Source organism: Nocardia sp. NPDC051756 (assembly GCF_040681495.1).
Taxonomy (GTDB): domain Bacteria; phylum Actinomycetota; class Actinomycetes; order Mycobacteriales; family Mycobacteriaceae; genus Nocardia.
Genome location: NZ_JBFAYV010000003.1, coordinates 579491 through 596323, shown reverse-complemented (window position 1 = coordinate 596323; position 16833 = coordinate 579491). Strand labels below are relative to the sequence as shown.

The 16833-nt window shown below is 66.5% G+C and carries 16 protein-coding genes; 9 read left to right on the top strand and 7 right to left on the bottom strand.

The window, feature by feature from the left end; all coding sequences use genetic code 11:
• Positions 1 to 35: 35 nt before the first annotated feature.
• Positions 36 to 710: a S1 family peptidase gene (locus AB0M22_RS14415; protein ID WP_364725557.1), complete on the bottom strand. Its 675-nt coding sequence runs from the start codon at positions 708 to 710 to the stop codon at positions 36 to 38.
• A 561-nt stretch (positions 711 to 1271) separates the two neighbouring features.
• Here AB0M22_RS14415 and AB0M22_RS14410 point away from each other — a divergent pair.
• From AB0M22_RS14410 to AB0M22_RS14370, 9 genes are all read left to right on the top strand, one after another.
• Positions 1272 to 2090: an ABC transporter permease gene (locus AB0M22_RS14410; protein ID WP_191093763.1), complete on the top strand. Its 819-nt coding sequence runs from the start codon at positions 1272 to 1274 to the stop codon at positions 2088 to 2090.
• Entirely contained in the window at positions 2091 to 2954 is an 864-nt protein-coding gene (locus AB0M22_RS14405; RefSeq protein WP_150400427.1) for an ABC transporter permease, read from the top strand.
• Between the two features lie 6 nt (positions 2955 to 2960).
• On the top strand, positions 2961 to 4451 hold the full coding sequence (locus AB0M22_RS14400; RefSeq protein WP_364725554.1) for an MCE family protein: 1491 nt from the start codon (positions 2961 to 2963) through the stop codon (positions 4449 to 4451).
• Positions 4448 to 5491, top strand: a complete 1044-nt coding sequence (locus AB0M22_RS14395; RefSeq protein ID WP_364725551.1) for an MCE family protein — start codon at positions 4448 to 4450, stop codon at positions 5489 to 5491. The genes AB0M22_RS14400 and AB0M22_RS14395 overlap by 4 nt, the downstream gene beginning before the upstream one ends.
• Positions 5491 to 6489, top strand: coding sequence for an MCE family protein (locus AB0M22_RS14390; RefSeq protein WP_364726924.1), 999 nt, complete (start codon positions 5491 to 5493; stop codon positions 6487 to 6489). The genes AB0M22_RS14395 and AB0M22_RS14390 overlap by 1 nt, the downstream gene beginning before the upstream one ends.
• On the top strand, positions 6486 to 7595 hold the full coding sequence (locus tag AB0M22_RS14385; RefSeq protein ID WP_364725547.1) for an MlaD family protein: 1110 nt from the start codon (positions 6486 to 6488) through the stop codon (positions 7593 to 7595). Before AB0M22_RS14390 ends, AB0M22_RS14385 begins: the two co-directional genes overlap by 4 nt.
• A gap of 8 nt (positions 7596 to 7603) precedes the next feature.
• Positions 7604 to 8695: an MlaD family protein gene (locus AB0M22_RS14380; RefSeq protein WP_364725544.1), complete on the top strand. Its 1092-nt coding sequence runs from the start codon at positions 7604 to 7606 to the stop codon at positions 8693 to 8695.
• Positions 8692 to 9864: an MlaD family protein gene (locus tag AB0M22_RS14375; protein WP_150400423.1), complete on the top strand. Its 1173-nt coding sequence runs from the start codon at positions 8692 to 8694 to the stop codon at positions 9862 to 9864. Before AB0M22_RS14380 ends, AB0M22_RS14375 begins: the two co-directional genes overlap by 4 nt.
• Positions 9865 to 9996: 132 nt before the next feature.
• Positions 9997 to 10827, top strand: a complete 831-nt coding sequence (locus AB0M22_RS14370) for a hypothetical protein (protein WP_364725541.1) — start codon at positions 9997 to 9999, stop codon at positions 10825 to 10827.
• 78 nt (positions 10828 to 10905) lie between these two features.
• On the opposite strand, the gene AB0M22_RS14365 is transcribed toward AB0M22_RS14370, so the two are convergent.
• The 6 genes from AB0M22_RS14365 to AB0M22_RS14340 all read right to left on the bottom strand — a co-directional run bounded on the left by AB0M22_RS14365 (position 10906) and on the right by AB0M22_RS14340 (position 16768).
• Entirely contained in the window at positions 10906 to 11478 is a 573-nt protein-coding gene (locus tag AB0M22_RS14365) for a ribonuclease H (RefSeq protein WP_364725538.1), read from the bottom strand.
• A gap of 10 nt (positions 11479 to 11488) precedes the next feature.
• Positions 11489 to 11959: an SRPBCC family protein gene (locus AB0M22_RS14360; RefSeq protein WP_364725536.1), complete on the bottom strand. Its 471-nt coding sequence runs from the start codon at positions 11957 to 11959 to the stop codon at positions 11489 to 11491.
• A gap of 257 nt (positions 11960 to 12216) precedes the next feature.
• The gene (gene lhgO / locus AB0M22_RS14355) at positions 12217 to 13407 is read right to left on the bottom strand and encodes an L-2-hydroxyglutarate oxidase (RefSeq protein ID WP_364725533.1); all 1191 of its coding nucleotides are present in this window, start codon (positions 13405 to 13407) and stop codon (positions 12217 to 12219) included.
• Between the two features lie 21 nt (positions 13408 to 13428).
• Positions 13429 to 14124, bottom strand: coding sequence for a hypothetical protein (locus AB0M22_RS14350; RefSeq protein ID WP_364725530.1), 696 nt, complete (start codon positions 14122 to 14124; stop codon positions 13429 to 13431).
• Positions 14125 to 14496: 372 nt separating this feature from the next.
• Positions 14497 to 15288: a TIGR03084 family metal-binding protein gene (locus AB0M22_RS14345; protein WP_364725527.1), complete on the bottom strand. Its 792-nt coding sequence runs from the start codon at positions 15286 to 15288 to the stop codon at positions 14497 to 14499.
• A 124-nt stretch (positions 15289 to 15412) separates the two neighbouring features.
• Positions 15413 to 16768: a hypothetical protein gene (locus AB0M22_RS14340; RefSeq protein WP_364725524.1), complete on the bottom strand. Its 1356-nt coding sequence runs from the start codon at positions 16766 to 16768 to the stop codon at positions 15413 to 15415.
• Positions 16769 to 16833: the final 65 nt, after the last annotated feature.

Genomic DNA, 16833 nt, shown 5'->3' with positions numbered 1-16833 from the left:
GGGCGCCCGCTCACTTCGCGTGTCTGGTGAGACGGCTAAATAGGCATGTACCCCGCACCAACGCCGCCGCGCGCGTTGATGTCGTCCATGATCGTGCTCATGTTGGTGCCGACCTCGGGGCCGAAGCAGGCCATGGCGAGGTAGGCGTTCACCATGCCGACCAGGGTGGAGCCGATGACGACCGGCGCGCCGGAATCGCCCTCGACCACGCACATCTGGCTCCAGGTCTCCATGTTCGACCCGAACACGTCGCCCCAGCTGATGCCGCAGGTGTTGCCGGTGGTCCGGCCTTCCTTGCACACGATGTTCGGGAACGCCGCCGGAGCGCCGAGCCCGGTGATCGTGACGTTGCCGACCCGGTTCACCGGAATGATCTTGCCCGGCTCGAACTGGATGACGGCGTAGTCCAGATCATGGTTGGAGTAGACGAACCGGCCGATCACGCCGGCGCCGCGGTTGGACTCAGCGAAAACCTCGGCACCGGGATCACCGCAGTGGCCGGCGGTCAAGCCGACGAGGCGGCCCGCGTTGTCGTGGCCGACCGTGGTGACGGTGCATTCGAATTGGTTGTCGATGATGATGCCGGAACCGCCGCCCAGAACCGGCGGGCCGGGATCGGCCTGAGCGGCCCCCGCGCCCGTCCCGAGTAGCGCCGCACCGAGGGCTACGGCGAAGGCGGCGGTGGCCACCTTGGCGAGTTTGCTGAACATGTCCCTCCAGACGTCGGAAGCCCGCACGATATCAATCTGTCGCACCCATCGTGTCAGTATTCGGGCCCGGGCGCGTCATCTACTGCGGGGTGTCCACGGCGGGCGAGCCTTGACCCCATTTTAGACATAAGGACGAATTCGTCTCTTATTTGTAATAATAGCAACCGGCTATGAAAATGACCGTTGCCCGTTTCGAGTTTGTCCTCGAACAGTAGTACAGCCCGTTCTGTTCGGTTCCGGAAACAAATGCGATTTTGAATGAACTCTTTCCGAATAAATTAGTGTGATGATCATGTCTGGGCGGCCGATTCATCGTGCTGACCTGTAACTTGTTCCAGACAAACCACCCTCGGTTTTGGGCGCTGACCCAATGCCAGTGGCCGCCGCCATAGCGTTTAGGACACAGTGACCGTCGTCTATGACTGCAATCACAGGAGGGTGGTGTGTTCTGGCTTACTACGTAGTAAGGTGCGTCAAGCAAACAAGTCGTCGGGGCAGCCAACCGGCGTCGAGAGGGGTTAGCCAGTGCAGTCGACCAAGAGTCCTCCAACAGGATCACGGATGAGTGATGCGGTCGATTGGACCAAGGGTTACTGGGCCGACCATCCGAAGGCTTCGCTGGAGACCTTCGGCCGCCAGATCACCATGGGGATCGCCGCGGTCGCCGAGTTGTTCATCGCAATCTTCCGGCGCCGCTTCCCGTTCAACGAGTTCGTCCGCCAGTGCGCGTTCATGGCCAGCGTCTCCGCCGCGCCCACGCTGCTGGTCGCCGTCCCGATCGGCGTCATCGTCTCCATCCAGGTCGGCTCGATCGCAGGCCAGGTCGGCGCCACCTCGTTCATCGGCGCGGCCAACGGCCTCGGCATCATCCAGCAGGGCGCTCCCCTCGTCACCTCGCTGATGATCGCCGGCGCGGTCGGCTCCGCGGTGTGCGCCGACCTCGGCTCGCGCACCATCCGCGAAGAGATCGACGCCATGAAGGTGATGGGCGTCGACCCGATGCGCAGGCTGGTCGCCCCCCGGCTCGGCGCGGCGATGCTGGTCAGTGTGCTGCTCTGTGGCTTCGTCGTTTTCGTCGGATTCCTGACCGGTTACATCTTCAACATTTTCGCGCAGAACGGTACGCCGGGTTCCTACATCGGCACCTTCTCGTCGTTCGCGGTTACTACCGATCTCTTTGTCGCACTGGTCAAATCGCTGATTTTCGGGTTGCTCGCGGCAATCATCGCCTGCGACAACGGATTGAACGCGCGCGGTGGTCCCGGCGGCGTGGCCAACGCGGTGAATTCCGCGGTGGTGAGTTCCGCCATCATGTTGTTCGGCGTGAATCTCGTCATCACCCAGGTGTACAACGCACTGTTCCCGTCACAGGTGGTCTGAGTGTCGTCGACTTATGTTCCCCCGCTGCTGCGGCCGTTCCAGCAGCTTCGCAAAACCGCGAACGCGCCGATCGATCTGCTCGCCAGGCTGGGCCACCAGGTCTTCTTCCTGCTGCGCTCGATCGGCTCGATTCCGTTGGCGCTCAAGCACTATCCCAAGGAAGTGTGGCGGCTGCTCTCCGACGTGAGTTGGGGCAACGGGAACCTGGTCGTCGGCGGCGGCACCATCGGCGTCGTGGTCATCCTGAGCGCGTTCGGCGGCATGACCGTCGGCATCCAGGGCTACAACTCGCTGAACCTGCTGGGGCTCAGCCCGATCACCGGCGCCATCTCCGCCTTCGCCACCACGCGTGAACTCGGGCCGCTGCTCGCCACGATCGCGTTCGCCGCGCAGGCGGGCTGCCGGTTCACCGCGCAACTGGGCGCCATGCGCATCTCCGAGGAGATCGACGCGCTGGAGTCCATCGCGATCCGGCCGCTGCCCTACCTGATCAGCACCCGGATGTTCGCGGCCATGGTCGCCATCATCCCGCTGTACTGCCTCGGCCTGGCCATGGCCTACATCTCCTGCTCGCTGACCGTGCAGCTGATCGGCGGCACCGCGAGCGGCACCTACCAGCACTACTTCTACCAATTCCTGGTGCCGACGGACGTGATCTACTCGCTGCTCAAGGCGATCCTGTTCGTCGCGATCACCACGTTCATCCAGTGCTACTACGGCTTCTTCGCCTCCGGTGGTCCGGAAGGCGTCGGCGTCGCGGCCGGCCGCGCGATCAAGGTGTGCATCATCGCAGTTGTTTTCGCGAACCTGTTCATGACATTGGCGATCTGGGGCATCAACCCCGGCATCAGGATCTCGGGGTAGCACCAGATGATCATCGATCCCAGTGGGCGCGGGCCCACGATGCGTCAGTTGATCGTGGCCGGTCTGGCCGGCCTGATCGTGCTCGCGCTCGTGCTCGGCTTCCTGACCCTGCGCTACAAGGGCTACTTCGTCGAGAAGGTGAACGTCACCGCCAACTTGACCACCACCGGTGACGGATTGCCGTCGCAGGCCGACGTCAAGTTCCGCGGCGTGCTGGTCGGCGCGGTCAAGGAGGTCGAGGTCGCGGCCAAGGGCGAGCTGCAGAAGGTGCAGATCGAGGTGAAGCCGGAGTTCGCCAAGGGCGTGCCGGCCAACGTCACCGCCCGGGTGGTGCCGAGCAACCTGTTCGCCGTCACTTCGGTCGAGCTGGTCTTCAACGGCCCCGCGGACCAGTACCTGCACGAGGGCTCGATCATCGAGGAAGACCGCAGCAAGGGCACGCTCGCGCTGCAGGACACGCTCACCACGGTGCGCAACATCCTCGACCGGATCGATCCGATGCAGTTCGGCCGGGTGCTGGGCACGCTGTCCCAGGCGCTCGACGGCAGCGGCCGGATGCCCGGCTCGACCATCGAGCGGCTCGACCGCTGGTTGCAGTCGGTCGACGACTCGATCCCGAATCTCGGTGTGATGCTGGGTGATTTCTCCACCTCGTTCCACGCGCTGAACGAATCCTCGCCGGAACTGCTGGACGTGCTCGGCACCTCGGTGCAGACCGCGCGCACCATCGCCGACCGGCGCAGCGAGCTGGTCGCGCTGATCACCGGGGCGGGCAGCACGGTCGACACGGTGAACGATCTGTTCGCCCGCAACGGCGACGTGGGCAAGCAGGTGACCACGGGCACCAGCGACATGTTCGGCGCGGTGGCGGCGGACCCGAGCGCGATCACCCGGACGATCCTGAACCTCAGCGAGATGACCCGGCGGATGGACTCCACCTTCACCTGGGGCCCGCAGCAACAGCAGGTCTGGGACGCGGGCATCACGCTCACCCCGTACAAGCCGTACACGGTGGCCGACTGCCCGCGCTACGACGAGCTGGCCGGACCCAGCTGTGCCACCGCCCCCGCGGTGAACGAGCTGCCGCCGCTGCCGGACAACCTGAAGCCGCGCGCGCTCGAGTCGGCGGCCGGTCTGCCGCCGGTGGTGCCGATGCCCGGCCTGCCGCTGATCCCCGGCGTCACCACCCCGGACTCGCGGCCCGCCGACGCCCTCGTGCCCAGCGCGCCCCGTCCGTTCGCGGGCACGCCGCTCGAGGGTCTGTTCCCGATGCTGCCCGGCCTCGGTCAACCGCAGGCCCCGGCGCCCGCTCCGGCACCGGTCGCCCCGGCCGCCGCACCGGCGGGCATCCCCTCGGCCGGCGAGATCTCCTACAAGGGTGACGCGGCGATCGCACAGCTGCTCGGCCGCCAGCCGACCACAGCCGAATATCTGCTGCTGAGCTCGATTTTGAAGGGCGGGACCATGCACGTGGCCGAAAACCGGGTCAGCCGATGAGCATTCGCAAACCGCTGATCGGGTTCGGTATCTTCGCGATCGTTTCGATTCTGGTCACGGTCGTCGTGTGGAACACGTTGGCGCGCATCGTGAACGGCGACACCAACACCTACTCGGCGACCTTCTCCGACGTGCTCGGCCTGCACGAGGGCGACGACGTCCGGATGGCGGGCGTGCGGGTCGGCAAGATCGAGAAGATCGAGCTGACCCGCGACGCCAAGTCGAAAAAGCAAGTGGCCAAGGTGACCTTCGTCGTGCAGCGGGATCAAACCCTGTTCGACGACACCAAAGCCCTGGTCCGCTACCAGAACCTGATCGGCCAGCGCTATGTCGCGCTGGCCCCGGGCAAGTCCTCCGGCCCGGTGCAGCTGAAGAACAACGCGTCGATCCCGCTGGACCGGACCGAACCGTCGTTCGACGTCTCGGGCCTGCTCAACGGTTTTCAGCCGCTGTTCCAGGCGTTGCAGCCCGAACAAGTGAACCGCCTGTCCGAGACCTTCATCCAGGCGTTGCAGGGTGACGGAGTCTCGTTGAGCGCGTTCATCGTTCAGGCCGCGCAACTGGCGACCGACTTCCAGCGCCGGGATGCGATCCTGTCCGATGTGATCTCCAACCTCTCCGGTGTGATGGCGGGGTTGGCCAGACGAGGTGATGAATTGGAGACCCTGGTGACCCAGACCCGGGCCTTGATCGGCGGGTTGTACGAACAGGGGCAGTCGCTGCAGACCTCGACGGTGCAGATCGCCAACGCCACCAGCTCGCTGGTGGACATGGTCGGTCAGATCCAGCCGAAGCTGCAGGCCGCCCAGAACTCCACCAGCGCCGCGCTGACCCTGCTGCTCGCCAACGGCGCCAAGCTGGATCAGGCCGCGATCGACCTGCCGAACATCATCTCGGCGGCGGGCAGGCACACCGAGGAGGGCGGTTACGCCAACGCCTACCTCTGCGGTTTGGACGTCTCGCTCTACGGCGTGCTGTTCCCCCGCGGTCTGTTCTCCCAGATCGGTGGCACTTCGCACTCGGCGGTGTGCCGCCCATGATGACGAAGCTGAAGGCGAGATTCGCCGCCAACCGCTACTTCTGGCTCGGCATCCTCGGCGGTGCGCTGATCGTGGTGCTGCTGCTCGCGTCCGGCCTGGTCAAGCTGATCGGCGTCGGTGAGCAGAGCATCAAGGCCGAGTTCGTGCAGGCCGCCGGGATCAAGGTCGGCGACCGGGTCAACGTGGCCGGCGTGACCAGCGGCCGGGTCGACGGCGCGAAGCTCGAGGGCGACCACGTGCTGCTCACGCTGAGTATCAACAACGGTGTGAAGCTCGGTCCCGACGCGCACGCCTCGATCAAGATGGCCACGCTGCTCGGCGCCCGCTACGTCGACCTGGACCCCGGCGACGGCTCCGGCCTCAAGGGCGGCCGAATCCCGGTGTCCAACACCGCGGTTCCGTACAACCTGGCCGACGTGGTGCAGGAGGGCACGCCGAAGTTCGAGGCGCTCGACACCAAGAAGCTGTCCGAGTCGCTGAACCTGATCAACCAGCAGATGGGTGACTCCCCGCAGCTGATGGCGCAGGCGCTGGACAGCGTCGGCGCGCTGGCCAAGGTGATGGACACCCGCAAGGCCGAGGTCGACAGCCTGCTCAAGGACCTGAACCGGGTCACCCAGATCCTCGGCGACAACCGCAACAGCGTGCTGCTGGTGATCACCCAGGGTGAGGCCATCGCCAACCGGGTGATGGAACGCCAGGGCCTGCTGCGGCAGCTGCTCGACAACGTCGCGTCGCTGACCAGGCAGCTGCAGGAGATCGGCGCGCAGAACGACAACCAGCTCGGCCCGACCATCGAGCAGCTCAACACCATGTCCGAGGGCTTGCAGAAGAACAAGGACAACCTCGATCGGCTGCTGTCGCTGATGCCGCCGACCGTGCGCTACCTGGCCAACTCCTGGGGTGGCAATGGACCGTACGGCAGCGTCGGACTGCCGTGGATCTTCCCGGACAACTGGCTGTGCTTCGCCCAAGTCATAGAGGGGTGCCAGGGATGACCTTCCCGAAGGCCGTCAAGGTACGGACCATCGCCAAAATGCTCGTGGTCAGCGCGGCGGCACTGGCCGTCGGCAGCTGCTCGCTGGTGCCGAGTTCGGTGAACAACGCGCTCGGCCAGACGATTCAGGTCACCGCCGACTTCGAGAACATCGCCGGCATCTACGAGGGCAACCCGATCACCGTGCTCGGGCTCGACGTGGGCAAGGTCGACAAGATCGTGCCGAAGAGCACCTACATCGAGGTGCACATGTCGATCAACAACGACGTGAAGATCCCGAAAGACGCGATGGCCGCGATCATCTCGCCGTCCATCGTGACCGACCGGCACGTCGAGCTCACCCCCGTCTACACCAGGGGCGACACCCTGGCCGACGGTGCGCACCTGCCGCTGGCCAAGACCAAGACGCCGGTCGAACTCGACACGATGATCAAGACCATCGACCAGTTCGCCGCCGCGCTCAAGCCGGAACCGGGCTCCGAGGGCATCGGCCCGCTGTCCGGCCGGGTGCTGTACCCGATGGTGAACGGCAACGGCGAGAAGATGCGGGACACGCTCAACGCGCTGTCCGGCGCGCTGAAGGTCGGCGTGGACAACAAGGACGCGGTCTCCAACATCATCATCAAGCTCAACGAGCTGACCACGATGCTGGCCGACAACGACCAGTCGGTGCGCGACTTCAGCAACCGGATGACCCAGATGACCGGCCTGCTCGCCGATCAGTCGCCCGGCCTGGAGGCAACGCTGAATCAGATCAACGACTTCCTGAACAACACCAGCACCACCCTGGCCCAGCATCAGGATCAGCTGGCCGGCAGCCTGGCCGGGCTGACCAACGTCACCCAGCAGCTGCGCGACAACGCGTACGGCATCACCGAAATCGTCGACGTCGCACCGATGGTCTTCCAGAACGTCGACCGGATCATGAACCGCGAGCACGGCTACGTCCGGCTGAGCGCGCTCATCGGCACCACGCTCAGCGGTGAATTGGTGAGCCTGTTCTGCGAGCGGATCCAGATGAAGGCAGACGGCTGCCGAACCGGAAACATGCAGGACTTCGGGCCCGACTACGGTCTGACCGCGGCGCTGCTCGGACTGACGAAATGACGTACCGAATGACGATCAAGGCACGCCGCGCGCTGATCGCCGTCGCGGCGGTGGCCGGTGTCGGCATCACCTCGGGCTGCGGGCTCACGGTGGAGAAACTGCCGCTGCCCAAGCCCGGGGTTTCCGGTGAGACCTACACGATCCACGCGGTTTTCGAGAACGCGCTGAACCTGCCGGATCAGGCCAAGGTGAAGATCGGTGGTTCGGATGTCGGGGTGGTCTCCAACATCAAGACCAAGAACTTCCAGGCGGTCGTCGACCTGACCATCAGCAAGGACATCGAGCTGCCCAAGGACAGCACCGCCGAGCTGCGCCAGGCCACCCCGCTCGGCGACGTGTTCGTCGCGGTGTCCAAGCCGAAGACCGAGCCGGGCGCGGAAACGCTGCACAACGGCGACACTCTCGGCCTGGACAAGACCTCGGCCGGCGCGACCGTCGAGCAGCTGCTGATCTCGATCTCCATGCTGTTCAACGGCGGTGGCGTCGCCGCGCTCAGCAAGCTGACCTCGGAGCTGGACTCCATCGTCGGCGGCCGCGGCCCCCAGCTGTCCCACCTGATCACCGAAATGACCGGCGTGGTCGGCAGTTTGAACGACAACAGCGCCAAGGTCGACGGCGTGCTGAACGAGTTCAGCGCGCTGGCCAACACCATCGAGGCCCGGCGCGGCGAGCTCGGCCAGGTCGCCGACACGCTGCCGCAGATGATCGGCGCGATCGCCGAGAACAACCGGGCCATCGGCGATCTGCTGACCAAGGTGTCGACCACCAGCGCCGCGCTCGGTGACTACGCCGACACCTCCGGCCAGCAGCTGGGCAGCCTGCTCGACAACACCCACCAGCTGATGGATGCGCTGGCCAACACCGGCGACAACCTCGGCATCCTGCTCGATCGGCTGAAGGTGATCCGGCCCAAGGTCGACGCCACCTTCCGCGGCAAGAGCTTCGCGGTCTACGCCACCGCGACCAACCTCGACCTCAGCGCGCTGACCGATCCACAACACGGCGGGTTCCAGGATCTGCGCGACATCCAAGACCTCGCGGGCAGCCTGATCCAGGTCCTGCAGATCGTGCAGGGTCGAGTGCAGGGGGGCCACCGATGATGGCGAAACTGATGCAGCACAAGCTGGTGCTGTCGAGCATCGGCCTGGTGCTGGTGTTCCTGATCGGCGCGACCTACCTGATGATCAGCATCATGCGGGTCAATCCGCTGAAGTCCAGTTACACCGTAACGGTGAACCTGGACCGCTCCGGCGGTCTGCAACCGGGCAACGATGTGACGCTGCGCGGCTACCGGGTCGGCAAGGTGACCTCGATCAAGCTGACCGATCGCGGGCAGGCCATCGCCGCGGCGGCGGAGATCGAGAGCAAGTACAAGATCCCGGTCGACACCGCGATCTCGGTGCAGGCGCTCTCCGGCGCGGGCGAGCAGTACATCGACTTCCGCCCGGCCAGCGAGCAGGCGCCGTTCCTCGGCGACGGCGCGGTGATCAAGTACGACGCGGCGAAGATCAAGACCCCGACCCCGATCTGGTCGGTTCTGGACAACTCCAGCGCGCTCATCGCCCAGGTCGATCCGGACAAGTTCGGCGTCATCCTGCGCGAGCTCGACACCGCGCTCAGCGGCGGCCCGGATCAGTTGCGCGGCATGGTGAACGGCATCAGCCTGGCCATGGCCGGTTTCGACAGCCTGCTCCCGCAGACCACGAACCTGATCGCCAACCTGCGCACCATCGCCAACACCACGTCCAACGCCCAGCCGGACCTCGGCACGTTGACCCGCAATTCCGGCGCGCTGTTCAACCAGTTCAACAACGCCAACGCCGAATTGCAGGGCATCTTGGAGAAGGCGCCCGGACAGTTGAGCAGCCTCGGCGCGGTGCTGGACAAGACCAGTGACCCGATCACCAGCCTGGCCACCAACTTCGCGGCGATGACCAAGGCCGCGCAGCTGCGCCTGCCCGCGTTGCGCGCGCTGTTCCCCTCGCTCGCGCTCGGCGCGGACGCGCTGGGCGTGCCCGCCCACGATGGCGAGTTCCACGCGATCATCGACATCTGGCCCCGGCCGTACTGCACGTACAACGTCACGCAGCTACGCAACGAAGTCGTCCAGGACGGCACGATCCGCAAGTGGAACTACTGCGAGAATCCGCCGCCTGGCTCGGAAATCCGTGGTGCGGCCAACGCACCGCGACCCGATGTGCCGAACAACGGCGCGCACATGCCGCCGGGTGTGGATCCGAACGAGCGGACCCTGCCCCCGGTGCGGTGAGTTGTACCCGGTCCCGCGGCGAAACCGTGGGTCCGGGCATACTCGCCGAGAGAACGCGTACGGTTCGCCCGAGATGCGGGCCCGTCAGTCGATCGGTGCGCCCGCGCGCCGGGAAAGTGCAGGTTTGTATCGATGTCCACCGACGACGCCGAGACCAACAAAGACGCCGAGAACGCTGAGGGCACCAAGGTGACCGAGAGCGCCCCGGCAGAGGACGCCGCGACGGCGAAAACTGAACTGTCGAAGGCAGATCCCGAGCCGTCGAAGGCCGACAAGGTAGCGACCGACAAGGTCGACAAGGCGCCGAAGACCGACCTCGCCAAGGGCGCGGGCAGCTCCGCCGCCTCGAGTCGGTCCACCTCGGTGCCGATCATCGCCGCGTTCGTGGCGGGCGTGCTCGCGGTGGCCGCGATCACCGCGGTGGTGGTGTTCTTCCTGCAGGGCAAGGACCGCGGCGAAAAGCTCGACGCGATCCGGGATTCGACGGCGGCCGGCTGCAACTTCGGCAAGGACGTCTCGATCTACGACTACACCAAGAACCTCGACGACTACTTCACCAAGGTGAAGTCCGGCGCGAGCGGCGAATTCCTCAAGGAGTTCGACGACGCGACCAAGGCGCTCAAGGACGCCATGGTGCAGGCGCAGGTGAAGTCCTGGGTCGACGACGTGCAGTGTGGCTACCAGTCCGGGGACAAGACCGAGGCCAAGGTGCTGGTCACGCTGACCCAGTACCGGACCAACTTCACCCAGACGACGCCCGAGCGGCAGTTCGTCGTGGTGATCGCGCAGCTGACCAAGTCCGGCGACAAGTGGCTGGTCGAGAAGCTCGATTCGCCGATGCTCAAGGGTTCGGGCACCGGACTGCCCGGTGCTCCCGCGGCGGGTGCGCCCGCTCCCGGCGCCCCCACGCCGGGCGCGCCTGCTCCGGCCACGCCCGCGCCTGCCCCGCAGCCGGGTAACTAGCCGAACGAGTGCCTCCGGCGGTGGGCCGAGCCACCACCGCCGGAGGTCATTCAGGCAGTCGGTCTTTCTCCGGATGGATCAGAACAGCGTTAGTGTCTGCGGCGCCGACGGCGCGGCCGCCTTCCCCGCGGCCTGGTCGATCGGCGCTTCCGGCGCCGCCGGCGTTTCTTCCACAGTCACCGCGGGAATTTCCGCGGTGTTCGCCTCGGCAACGGCCGCTGTCGCGGCAGCCTTCCGAGCCGCCTCACCGGCAAGCGCATCGGCCTGCTCGTTGAAGTAGTTGCCGACATGTCCACGGACCCAACGGAACCGGACGGGGCCGGGCCTGCTGGCGATCGACTTGTCGATCTGCCGGATGAGTTCGACGTTCTTCACGGCGCCACCGGCCGAGGTGCGCCAGCCGTTGAGCCGCCAACTCGAGATCCACTCCGACGCGCACTTGATCGCGTAGAGCGAATCGCTTTCGATCAGTAGGGGTTCGGCGCCGGGATGGCCGAGAATCGCCTCCAGTACCGCGCGTAGCTCCGCCACCTGATTGGTGCCGGACGCCGCTCCGCCGCTCAGCGAGGAGCCCTGATGATTGACCCAAGCCCAGCCGATGGCGCCGCCGGGGTTGCGCAGGCAGGATCCGTCGGTGCTCACGATGATCATGGCTGGCACCCTACGCAATCCGACCGACAAGATCGGTACCGTGGAATTCTTCTATCTCCCTTCGCAATTGGGACTCGGTGCGGCGGAGCGCCGATTTCACGGCGGAATCCACCAGACCGACGCAGAGCCGCCCGGCCATGCCACGCGGGGGGCTGTACTCCGCCTCGGACGTCAGCACCGACCGCCCGTATCCGAGCGGATCGAAGCGCAGCGTCAGGGTCCCGGACAAACGCCCACGCAGCGTATACCCGATCACCACGTTGCGACGATATTCGGTGACCTCGCATGTCACCGTCGGCCGCCAGACCACCAGCCGGGCGGTGGTCGTGAAGGTCGCGCCGAGGCCGGCGTCCAGTTCGCCGGTCGGCTCGAAGTCGGCGACCGCGAACATCCAGTCCGGGACGAACAGATGGTTGTCCGTATAGGTGAAGGCGACCTCGACCGGCGCCCCGACGTCACTCGCGTACTTGATGCGGCCCATCAGGCCCTCCGTGCTCGATTCGCGGCATTCGCCGGCCCTCCGTGGTTACGCAAGCTGCCTCCTCCGGGCCTGAGGCTCACGCCGCTGGGTTCCACGACTGGCGTTAAAAGTACTACAGCTCTCCTCTTTATTGGAGGGGTTGCGCGGTATTTGGTGTGTCGGTTTTCCACATTGCTACCGGGCGGTTGCTTGGTTGCTCAGCGCCGGTCAACGGCTTATTAAGACCATTCGGTCTGGTCTATCGGCGGATAACCGGCTCAGAGTTGATCGACGATGTACTCCGCGATCGGCATCGCGGAGGTGGCCGCGGGCGACGGCGCGTTGAGCACGTGCACCGAGCGCGGCGTGCGTTCGATCATGAAGTCGTGCACCAGGGTGCCGTCGCGCAGCACCGCCTGCGCGCGGATGCCCGCCTCGCGGGGCTGGAGGTCGGCGAGGGTCAGTTCGGGACAGTAGCGCCGGCACTCGGCCAGATACCCGCGCTTGAACAGCGAGTTGCGCAGTTCCCGCAGTCCGGTCCGTACGTTGGCCGCGGCCACCCGGTGTACGCCGGGAAAACCGAGGATCGCGCGCGCGTCCTTGGCGTCGAAACTGCCCTTGCGGTATCCCTCCCTGGCCAAGCCGAGGACCGCGTTCGGCCCGACGGTCAGCGTGCCGTCGATGGTCGGGCTCAGGTGCACGCCGAGGAACGGCAGCGTGGGATCGGGGATCGGGTAGATCAGCGTGCGCACCAGCCCGGCCCGTTCCGGCGGCAGCTGGTAGTACTCGCCGCGGAACGGGACGATCCGGAAATCGTTGCGCAGTCCGGCCATTCGGGCCAGCCGATCGGCCTGTAAGCCCGCGCACGCCACCAGCGTGCGGGCCGTCCACGACCCGGACGGCCCGGTCGCGGTGACCGTGGCGTCGGTCTCGGCGAGCGCGGTGATCTCGGCGCCGAAGACCAATTGCCCACCCGCGGAACGCACCTCGCCGGCCAGCGCGGTGGTGATCGCGGTGTAGTCGACGATGCCGGTGTCCGGCACGAACAACGCGCCGACGCCGGTGACCTTCGGCTCGCGCCGGCGCAGTTCGGCCGCGTCCAGCAACTCGACCGGGACGCCGTTGCGCACCGAACGCTCGTGCAAAACCAGCATCCTGCGGTGCTCGGCCGCGTCGGTGGCGACCAGCAGCTTGCCGCACACCTCGTAGGGAATCCCCTGCGCCGCAGCGAATTTCTTGGTCCAGCTCGCGCCACGACGGCACAGCCGCGCCTTCAGGCTGTCCGGCGGATAGTAGATGCCCGAATGGATGACGCCGCTGTTGTGGCCGGTCTGATGGGTGGCCAGCGCCGCGGCCTTCTCCAGCAGCACGAGGGTCGCGCCGGGGTGGCGGTGCAGGATTCGATGGGCCGTCGCCACGCCGACGATGCCACCGCCGATCACGCAGAAGTCGTACGTACTGTTCGGCATAGGAGAACAGTAGGCCGAGAGTTACACCGCCACGGTGGGTTCCGGGCGGTGCGGGCTCGCCGCCTCCGGGTCGGTCACGGTCGGTGCGGGGGCGGTGGTCGACACGCCGGTGTCCGGAGCGGGTTTCGGGTTCGGCGCGGGATGCCGGTTGAGTCGCAGGTCGTGCTCGCCGAGCGACGGATCGGTCAGCAGCAGCACCACTTCCCCAGTGCGCGTGTCGAATTCGGTGCGCAGCTGGGTCACGTTCGCCCGCTCGTCCGGCGCGCCGGACGGCTGATGACCGGTCAGCACGGTCAACGCGTTGGTACCGACGGTGATCGCGATCGTGTCGGTGCGCACGGTGCCCACCTGCGCGTCGACATAGGCATCGCCGAGGTGCAGCTTCCCGCCGACCGAGCCGGGCCGCGGCGCGACCGCTGAATCGGCGTGCGGAGCAACCGCTTTCGGGGCCGCAGCGACCGGCTCCTGCGGATGCCGGGTGAATACCGCGGGCAGCTCGAAGCTGCCACCGGTCAGCACGGTGTCCGTCCAGCCGTGCTCGCTCGTCGATTCCTCGACCGACTGCGCGGGCGGCGCGGCGGCCTCGATCGGCCGGTTGAGTTCGGCCATCTGATGCACGACGTAGGAGCCCGCGACGACGGTGAGGCTGAGGCTGGTGGCACCCGCGAGGACGATCGCGGCGTGCTTGGCGATCTGGACGTGTCTGTTTCCGGTCACGATGCGTTCCTTCCTGTGCCCCTGCTCCCCTGGCAGCGCGGCCCGCATCGTCGAAAGCCGTACAGTTGTCCAGGTTACGGCGTGGCCGGAGTGGGTATCGCGTCGGGGAGATCAGAATCACAGTCCCGCGCGGGTTCGGCCGACGAACGGCTACCGAATCCGTGGGGTCGTTTATGTTTCCAGCACCTCATGGGCGGGTAAACATTCCTCTAGCTGGCGAGCGTCATCCTCGACTGCCACATCGAGACACCCGGCCAACGGCGTCCGGCCGACACGAACGGCGCACCCAAGTGTGGCGCTCGCCCGCTCCCGAATCTTTGGATCGGGTCGGGTGGGCGACGGCCGGATGACGCATCCGGCCGTCGTTGCTTTTCAGGCGAACTGACCGGCCGTCCGGCCGGAGCCCGTCGGTCCCGCGAAAGCCTGTGCCAGGGTGAGCCATTGCGCCGCGTCCGAGCCGACCGACTCGATCGCGAGGTCGTCCGGATGGCGACGCTGGGTCACCAGCAGGCAGAAATCCACGGCGGGTCCGCTCACCCGCTGCTCGGCGTCCTCCGGTCCCCAGGACCAGATCGTGCCGTCGGGTGCGGTGAGTTCGACCCGGAATTCGGCCGCGGGCGGGGTCAATCCGTGCACGGTATACGCGAAGTTCCTGGTCCGCACCCCGATGTGGGCCACCGTGCGCAGCCGCGCGGTGGGGGTGCGGGTGATGCCGAGGGTGTCGGCCACGTCCTGGCCGTGCGCCCAGGTTTCCATGATCCGGGCGGTGATCATCGAGGCCGCGCTCATCGGCGGGCCGAACCAGGGCAGCTTGGCGCCCGCGGGCACCGCGCGCAGCGCGTCGGTGAGGGACTTGCGACCCCGGTGCCACCGGTCGAGCAGCTCGGCGGGCGGCGCGGTCGCGGCCTCCTCGGCGGCGTCGTCGACGAAGGTGAAGGCCTTGGGTCCGGCGTCGGTCACCAGCTTCTGGAAGCCCTCGGCATCGGCGGAGGCCACCGTCGCGATCTCATCGGTCCAGGCCAGGTGGCCGATCTGATGGGCGATGGTCCAGCCGGCCGCGGGCGTCGGCAGCGACCAGTCGGCCGCGGCCAGGGGGGCGACGATGCGTTCCAGATCCGCGCACTCCTCGGCGAAGTCATCGAGCAGCGCTTCGAGGTCAGCCATCTGTTCCCCTGCCGATCAGTCGAACGCACACCACCGCGTGTGCCGTCGCGGTTCAGCATCGCAGTGGCCGGAGAAAAATGCAAGCACGCGTGCTTGTATTTGTATCGGTCGCCCAGCCGGGTGATTACCAGCCGAAAATGATCAGGTGCGAGGCGCCGACCGCCAGTCCGAGCACCGCGCCGTGCAGGTAGAGCAGCCACGCGTCCTGCTCGACCGAGGCATAGAACATCTCCATGAACTCTCCCGGCGTCAGCTGCCGCAGCTTGCGCGCCGCGAACACATCGATGGTCTTGGCCTGCTCCAGGATGAATTCCTCGTCCTCGGCCAGGCTCGGCGCGAGCCCGACCGCGGCCCCGGCCGCGCCCGCCTTGAGGTTGTCGAACTGGCGACGGCCCAGCGCCGCGCGGACGAACGAGGTGGTCGGGCCGAGCTGCCGGTGGATCTCGTCGGAGATGAGCCGCTCCAGCAGCTGCCGGGTCTTGTCGCCGTTGGGTCCGTCCAGCAGTTCCCTGGACAGGTTCGGCAGCGTGAGCACCTGGTAGGCCAGGATGTGCGCGAGATCGGTGGCCGCCTGCGGCTGCCGTTTGGCCAGCAGCGCCTGCTTCCACAGGTACTTGTACCGGGGCTGCGGGTCACCGGGCTCGAACACCATCTTCACCGCGATCACGTTGACGATCACGCCGATCGCCGCCGAGGCGAGCAGCACGATCACCCAGCCCGGCACCCAGCCGAACACCGGAATGTGCTGGTGTACATGCATGTACAGGGCGAGCAGCAACCCGAACGGTGCGCCCAGCAGGCCGATCCGGACCATGAAGCGCAGCTCCGGCGCCGCGATCGTGGTGGTCAGGTCCTTGAGAATCCCCGGGTTGTCCTGCAGGTACCGGATGACGAAGCTCTTGATATCGATGAGCTGATCGACGTTGTCGCCGAGCGACTCGAACGCTCGCCGCGACAAGGCCGGCAGCTCTCGATCCACCCGCTGGTAGATGATCTGCTTGGCCGCCCGCGGCACCGTGCGCCACAGGTCCGGGTTCTCCCGGTTCATCAGCTCGTCCACCAGCGGCTGCACCTGTTTGCGCGCCAGCACCGCGACGTAGTCCGCGATCCCGTCCAGGTCGAGCTCGTGGATGAAGTCGCGCGGACTGCCGATCCGCATCAGCGCCTTGTCCACGCAGATGCTGGCCATCTTCTCGGCCCGCGCCGGAATGAACCCCTGGAACCCCAGCTGCTGCCCGTCCCCGGAAAACGTCGGCAGCACCTGCACCCGCCGCGGGAAATACGGATACAGCAGATACAGCCCCGGGATCCGGAACCCGCGAAATCGCTCCGGCCAGAACAACATCAGCACGCCGGTCCAGTTGGTCAGCCACCCGGCCAGCGCACTGAAGATCGGAAACGTCACCAGATCCACCACGAACTTGGACTGACCGGTGAGATCTTCCCAATCGATGAACACGCCGCCGGCGAGCGAACTCATCGATGGATCTCCCTAGGCCGAGCCGACGGAACCGCCGGTATGAGGTATCAAGGCCCCAACATTGT

What these genes read in the sequence shown, in the direction of transcription:
- AB0M22_RS14395 (WP_364725551.1), top strand. Translation starts at nt 4,448, where the DNA reads ATGAGCATTCGCAAACCGCTGATCGGGTTCGGTATCTTCGCGATCGTT.
- AB0M22_RS14345 (WP_364725527.1), bottom strand. Translation starts at nt 15,288, where the DNA reads ATGGCTGACCTCGAAGCGCTGCTCGATGACTTCGCCGAGGAGTGCGCG.
- AB0M22_RS14390 (WP_364726924.1), top strand. Translation starts at nt 5,491, where the DNA reads ATGACGAAGCTGAAGGCGAGATTCGCCGCCAACCGCTACTTCTGGCTC.
- AB0M22_RS14365 (WP_364725538.1), bottom strand. Translation starts at nt 11,478, where the DNA reads ATGATCATCGTGAGCACCGACGGATCCTGCCTGCGCAACCCCGGCGGC.
- AB0M22_RS14410 (WP_191093763.1), top strand. Translation starts at nt 1,272, where the DNA reads ATGAGTGATGCGGTCGATTGGACCAAGGGTTACTGGGCCGACCATCCG.
- AB0M22_RS14370 (WP_364725541.1), top strand. Translation starts at nt 9,997, where the DNA reads ATGTCCACCGACGACGCCGAGACCAACAAAGACGCCGAGAACGCTGAG.
- AB0M22_RS14375 (WP_150400423.1), top strand. Translation starts at nt 8,692, where the DNA reads ATGATGGCGAAACTGATGCAGCACAAGCTGGTGCTGTCGAGCATCGGC.
- AB0M22_RS14385 (WP_364725547.1), top strand. Translation starts at nt 6,486, where the DNA reads ATGACCTTCCCGAAGGCCGTCAAGGTACGGACCATCGCCAAAATGCTC.
- AB0M22_RS14400 (WP_364725554.1), top strand. Translation starts at nt 2,961, where the DNA reads ATGATCATCGATCCCAGTGGGCGCGGGCCCACGATGCGTCAGTTGATC.
- AB0M22_RS14380 (WP_364725544.1), top strand. Translation starts at nt 7,604, where the DNA reads ATGACGATCAAGGCACGCCGCGCGCTGATCGCCGTCGCGGCGGTGGCC.
- AB0M22_RS14360 (WP_364725536.1), bottom strand. Translation starts at nt 11,959, where the DNA reads ATGGGCCGCATCAAGTACGCGAGTGACGTCGGGGCGCCGGTCGAGGTC.
- AB0M22_RS14340 (WP_364725524.1), bottom strand. Translation starts at nt 16,768, where the DNA reads ATGAGTTCGCTCGCCGGCGGCGTGTTCATCGATTGGGAAGATCTCACC.
- lhgO (WP_364725533.1), bottom strand. Translation starts at nt 13,407, where the DNA reads ATGCCGAACAGTACGTACGACTTCTGCGTGATCGGCGGTGGCATCGTC.
- AB0M22_RS14415 (WP_364725557.1), bottom strand. Translation starts at nt 710, where the DNA reads ATGTTCAGCAAACTCGCCAAGGTGGCCACCGCCGCCTTCGCCGTAGCC.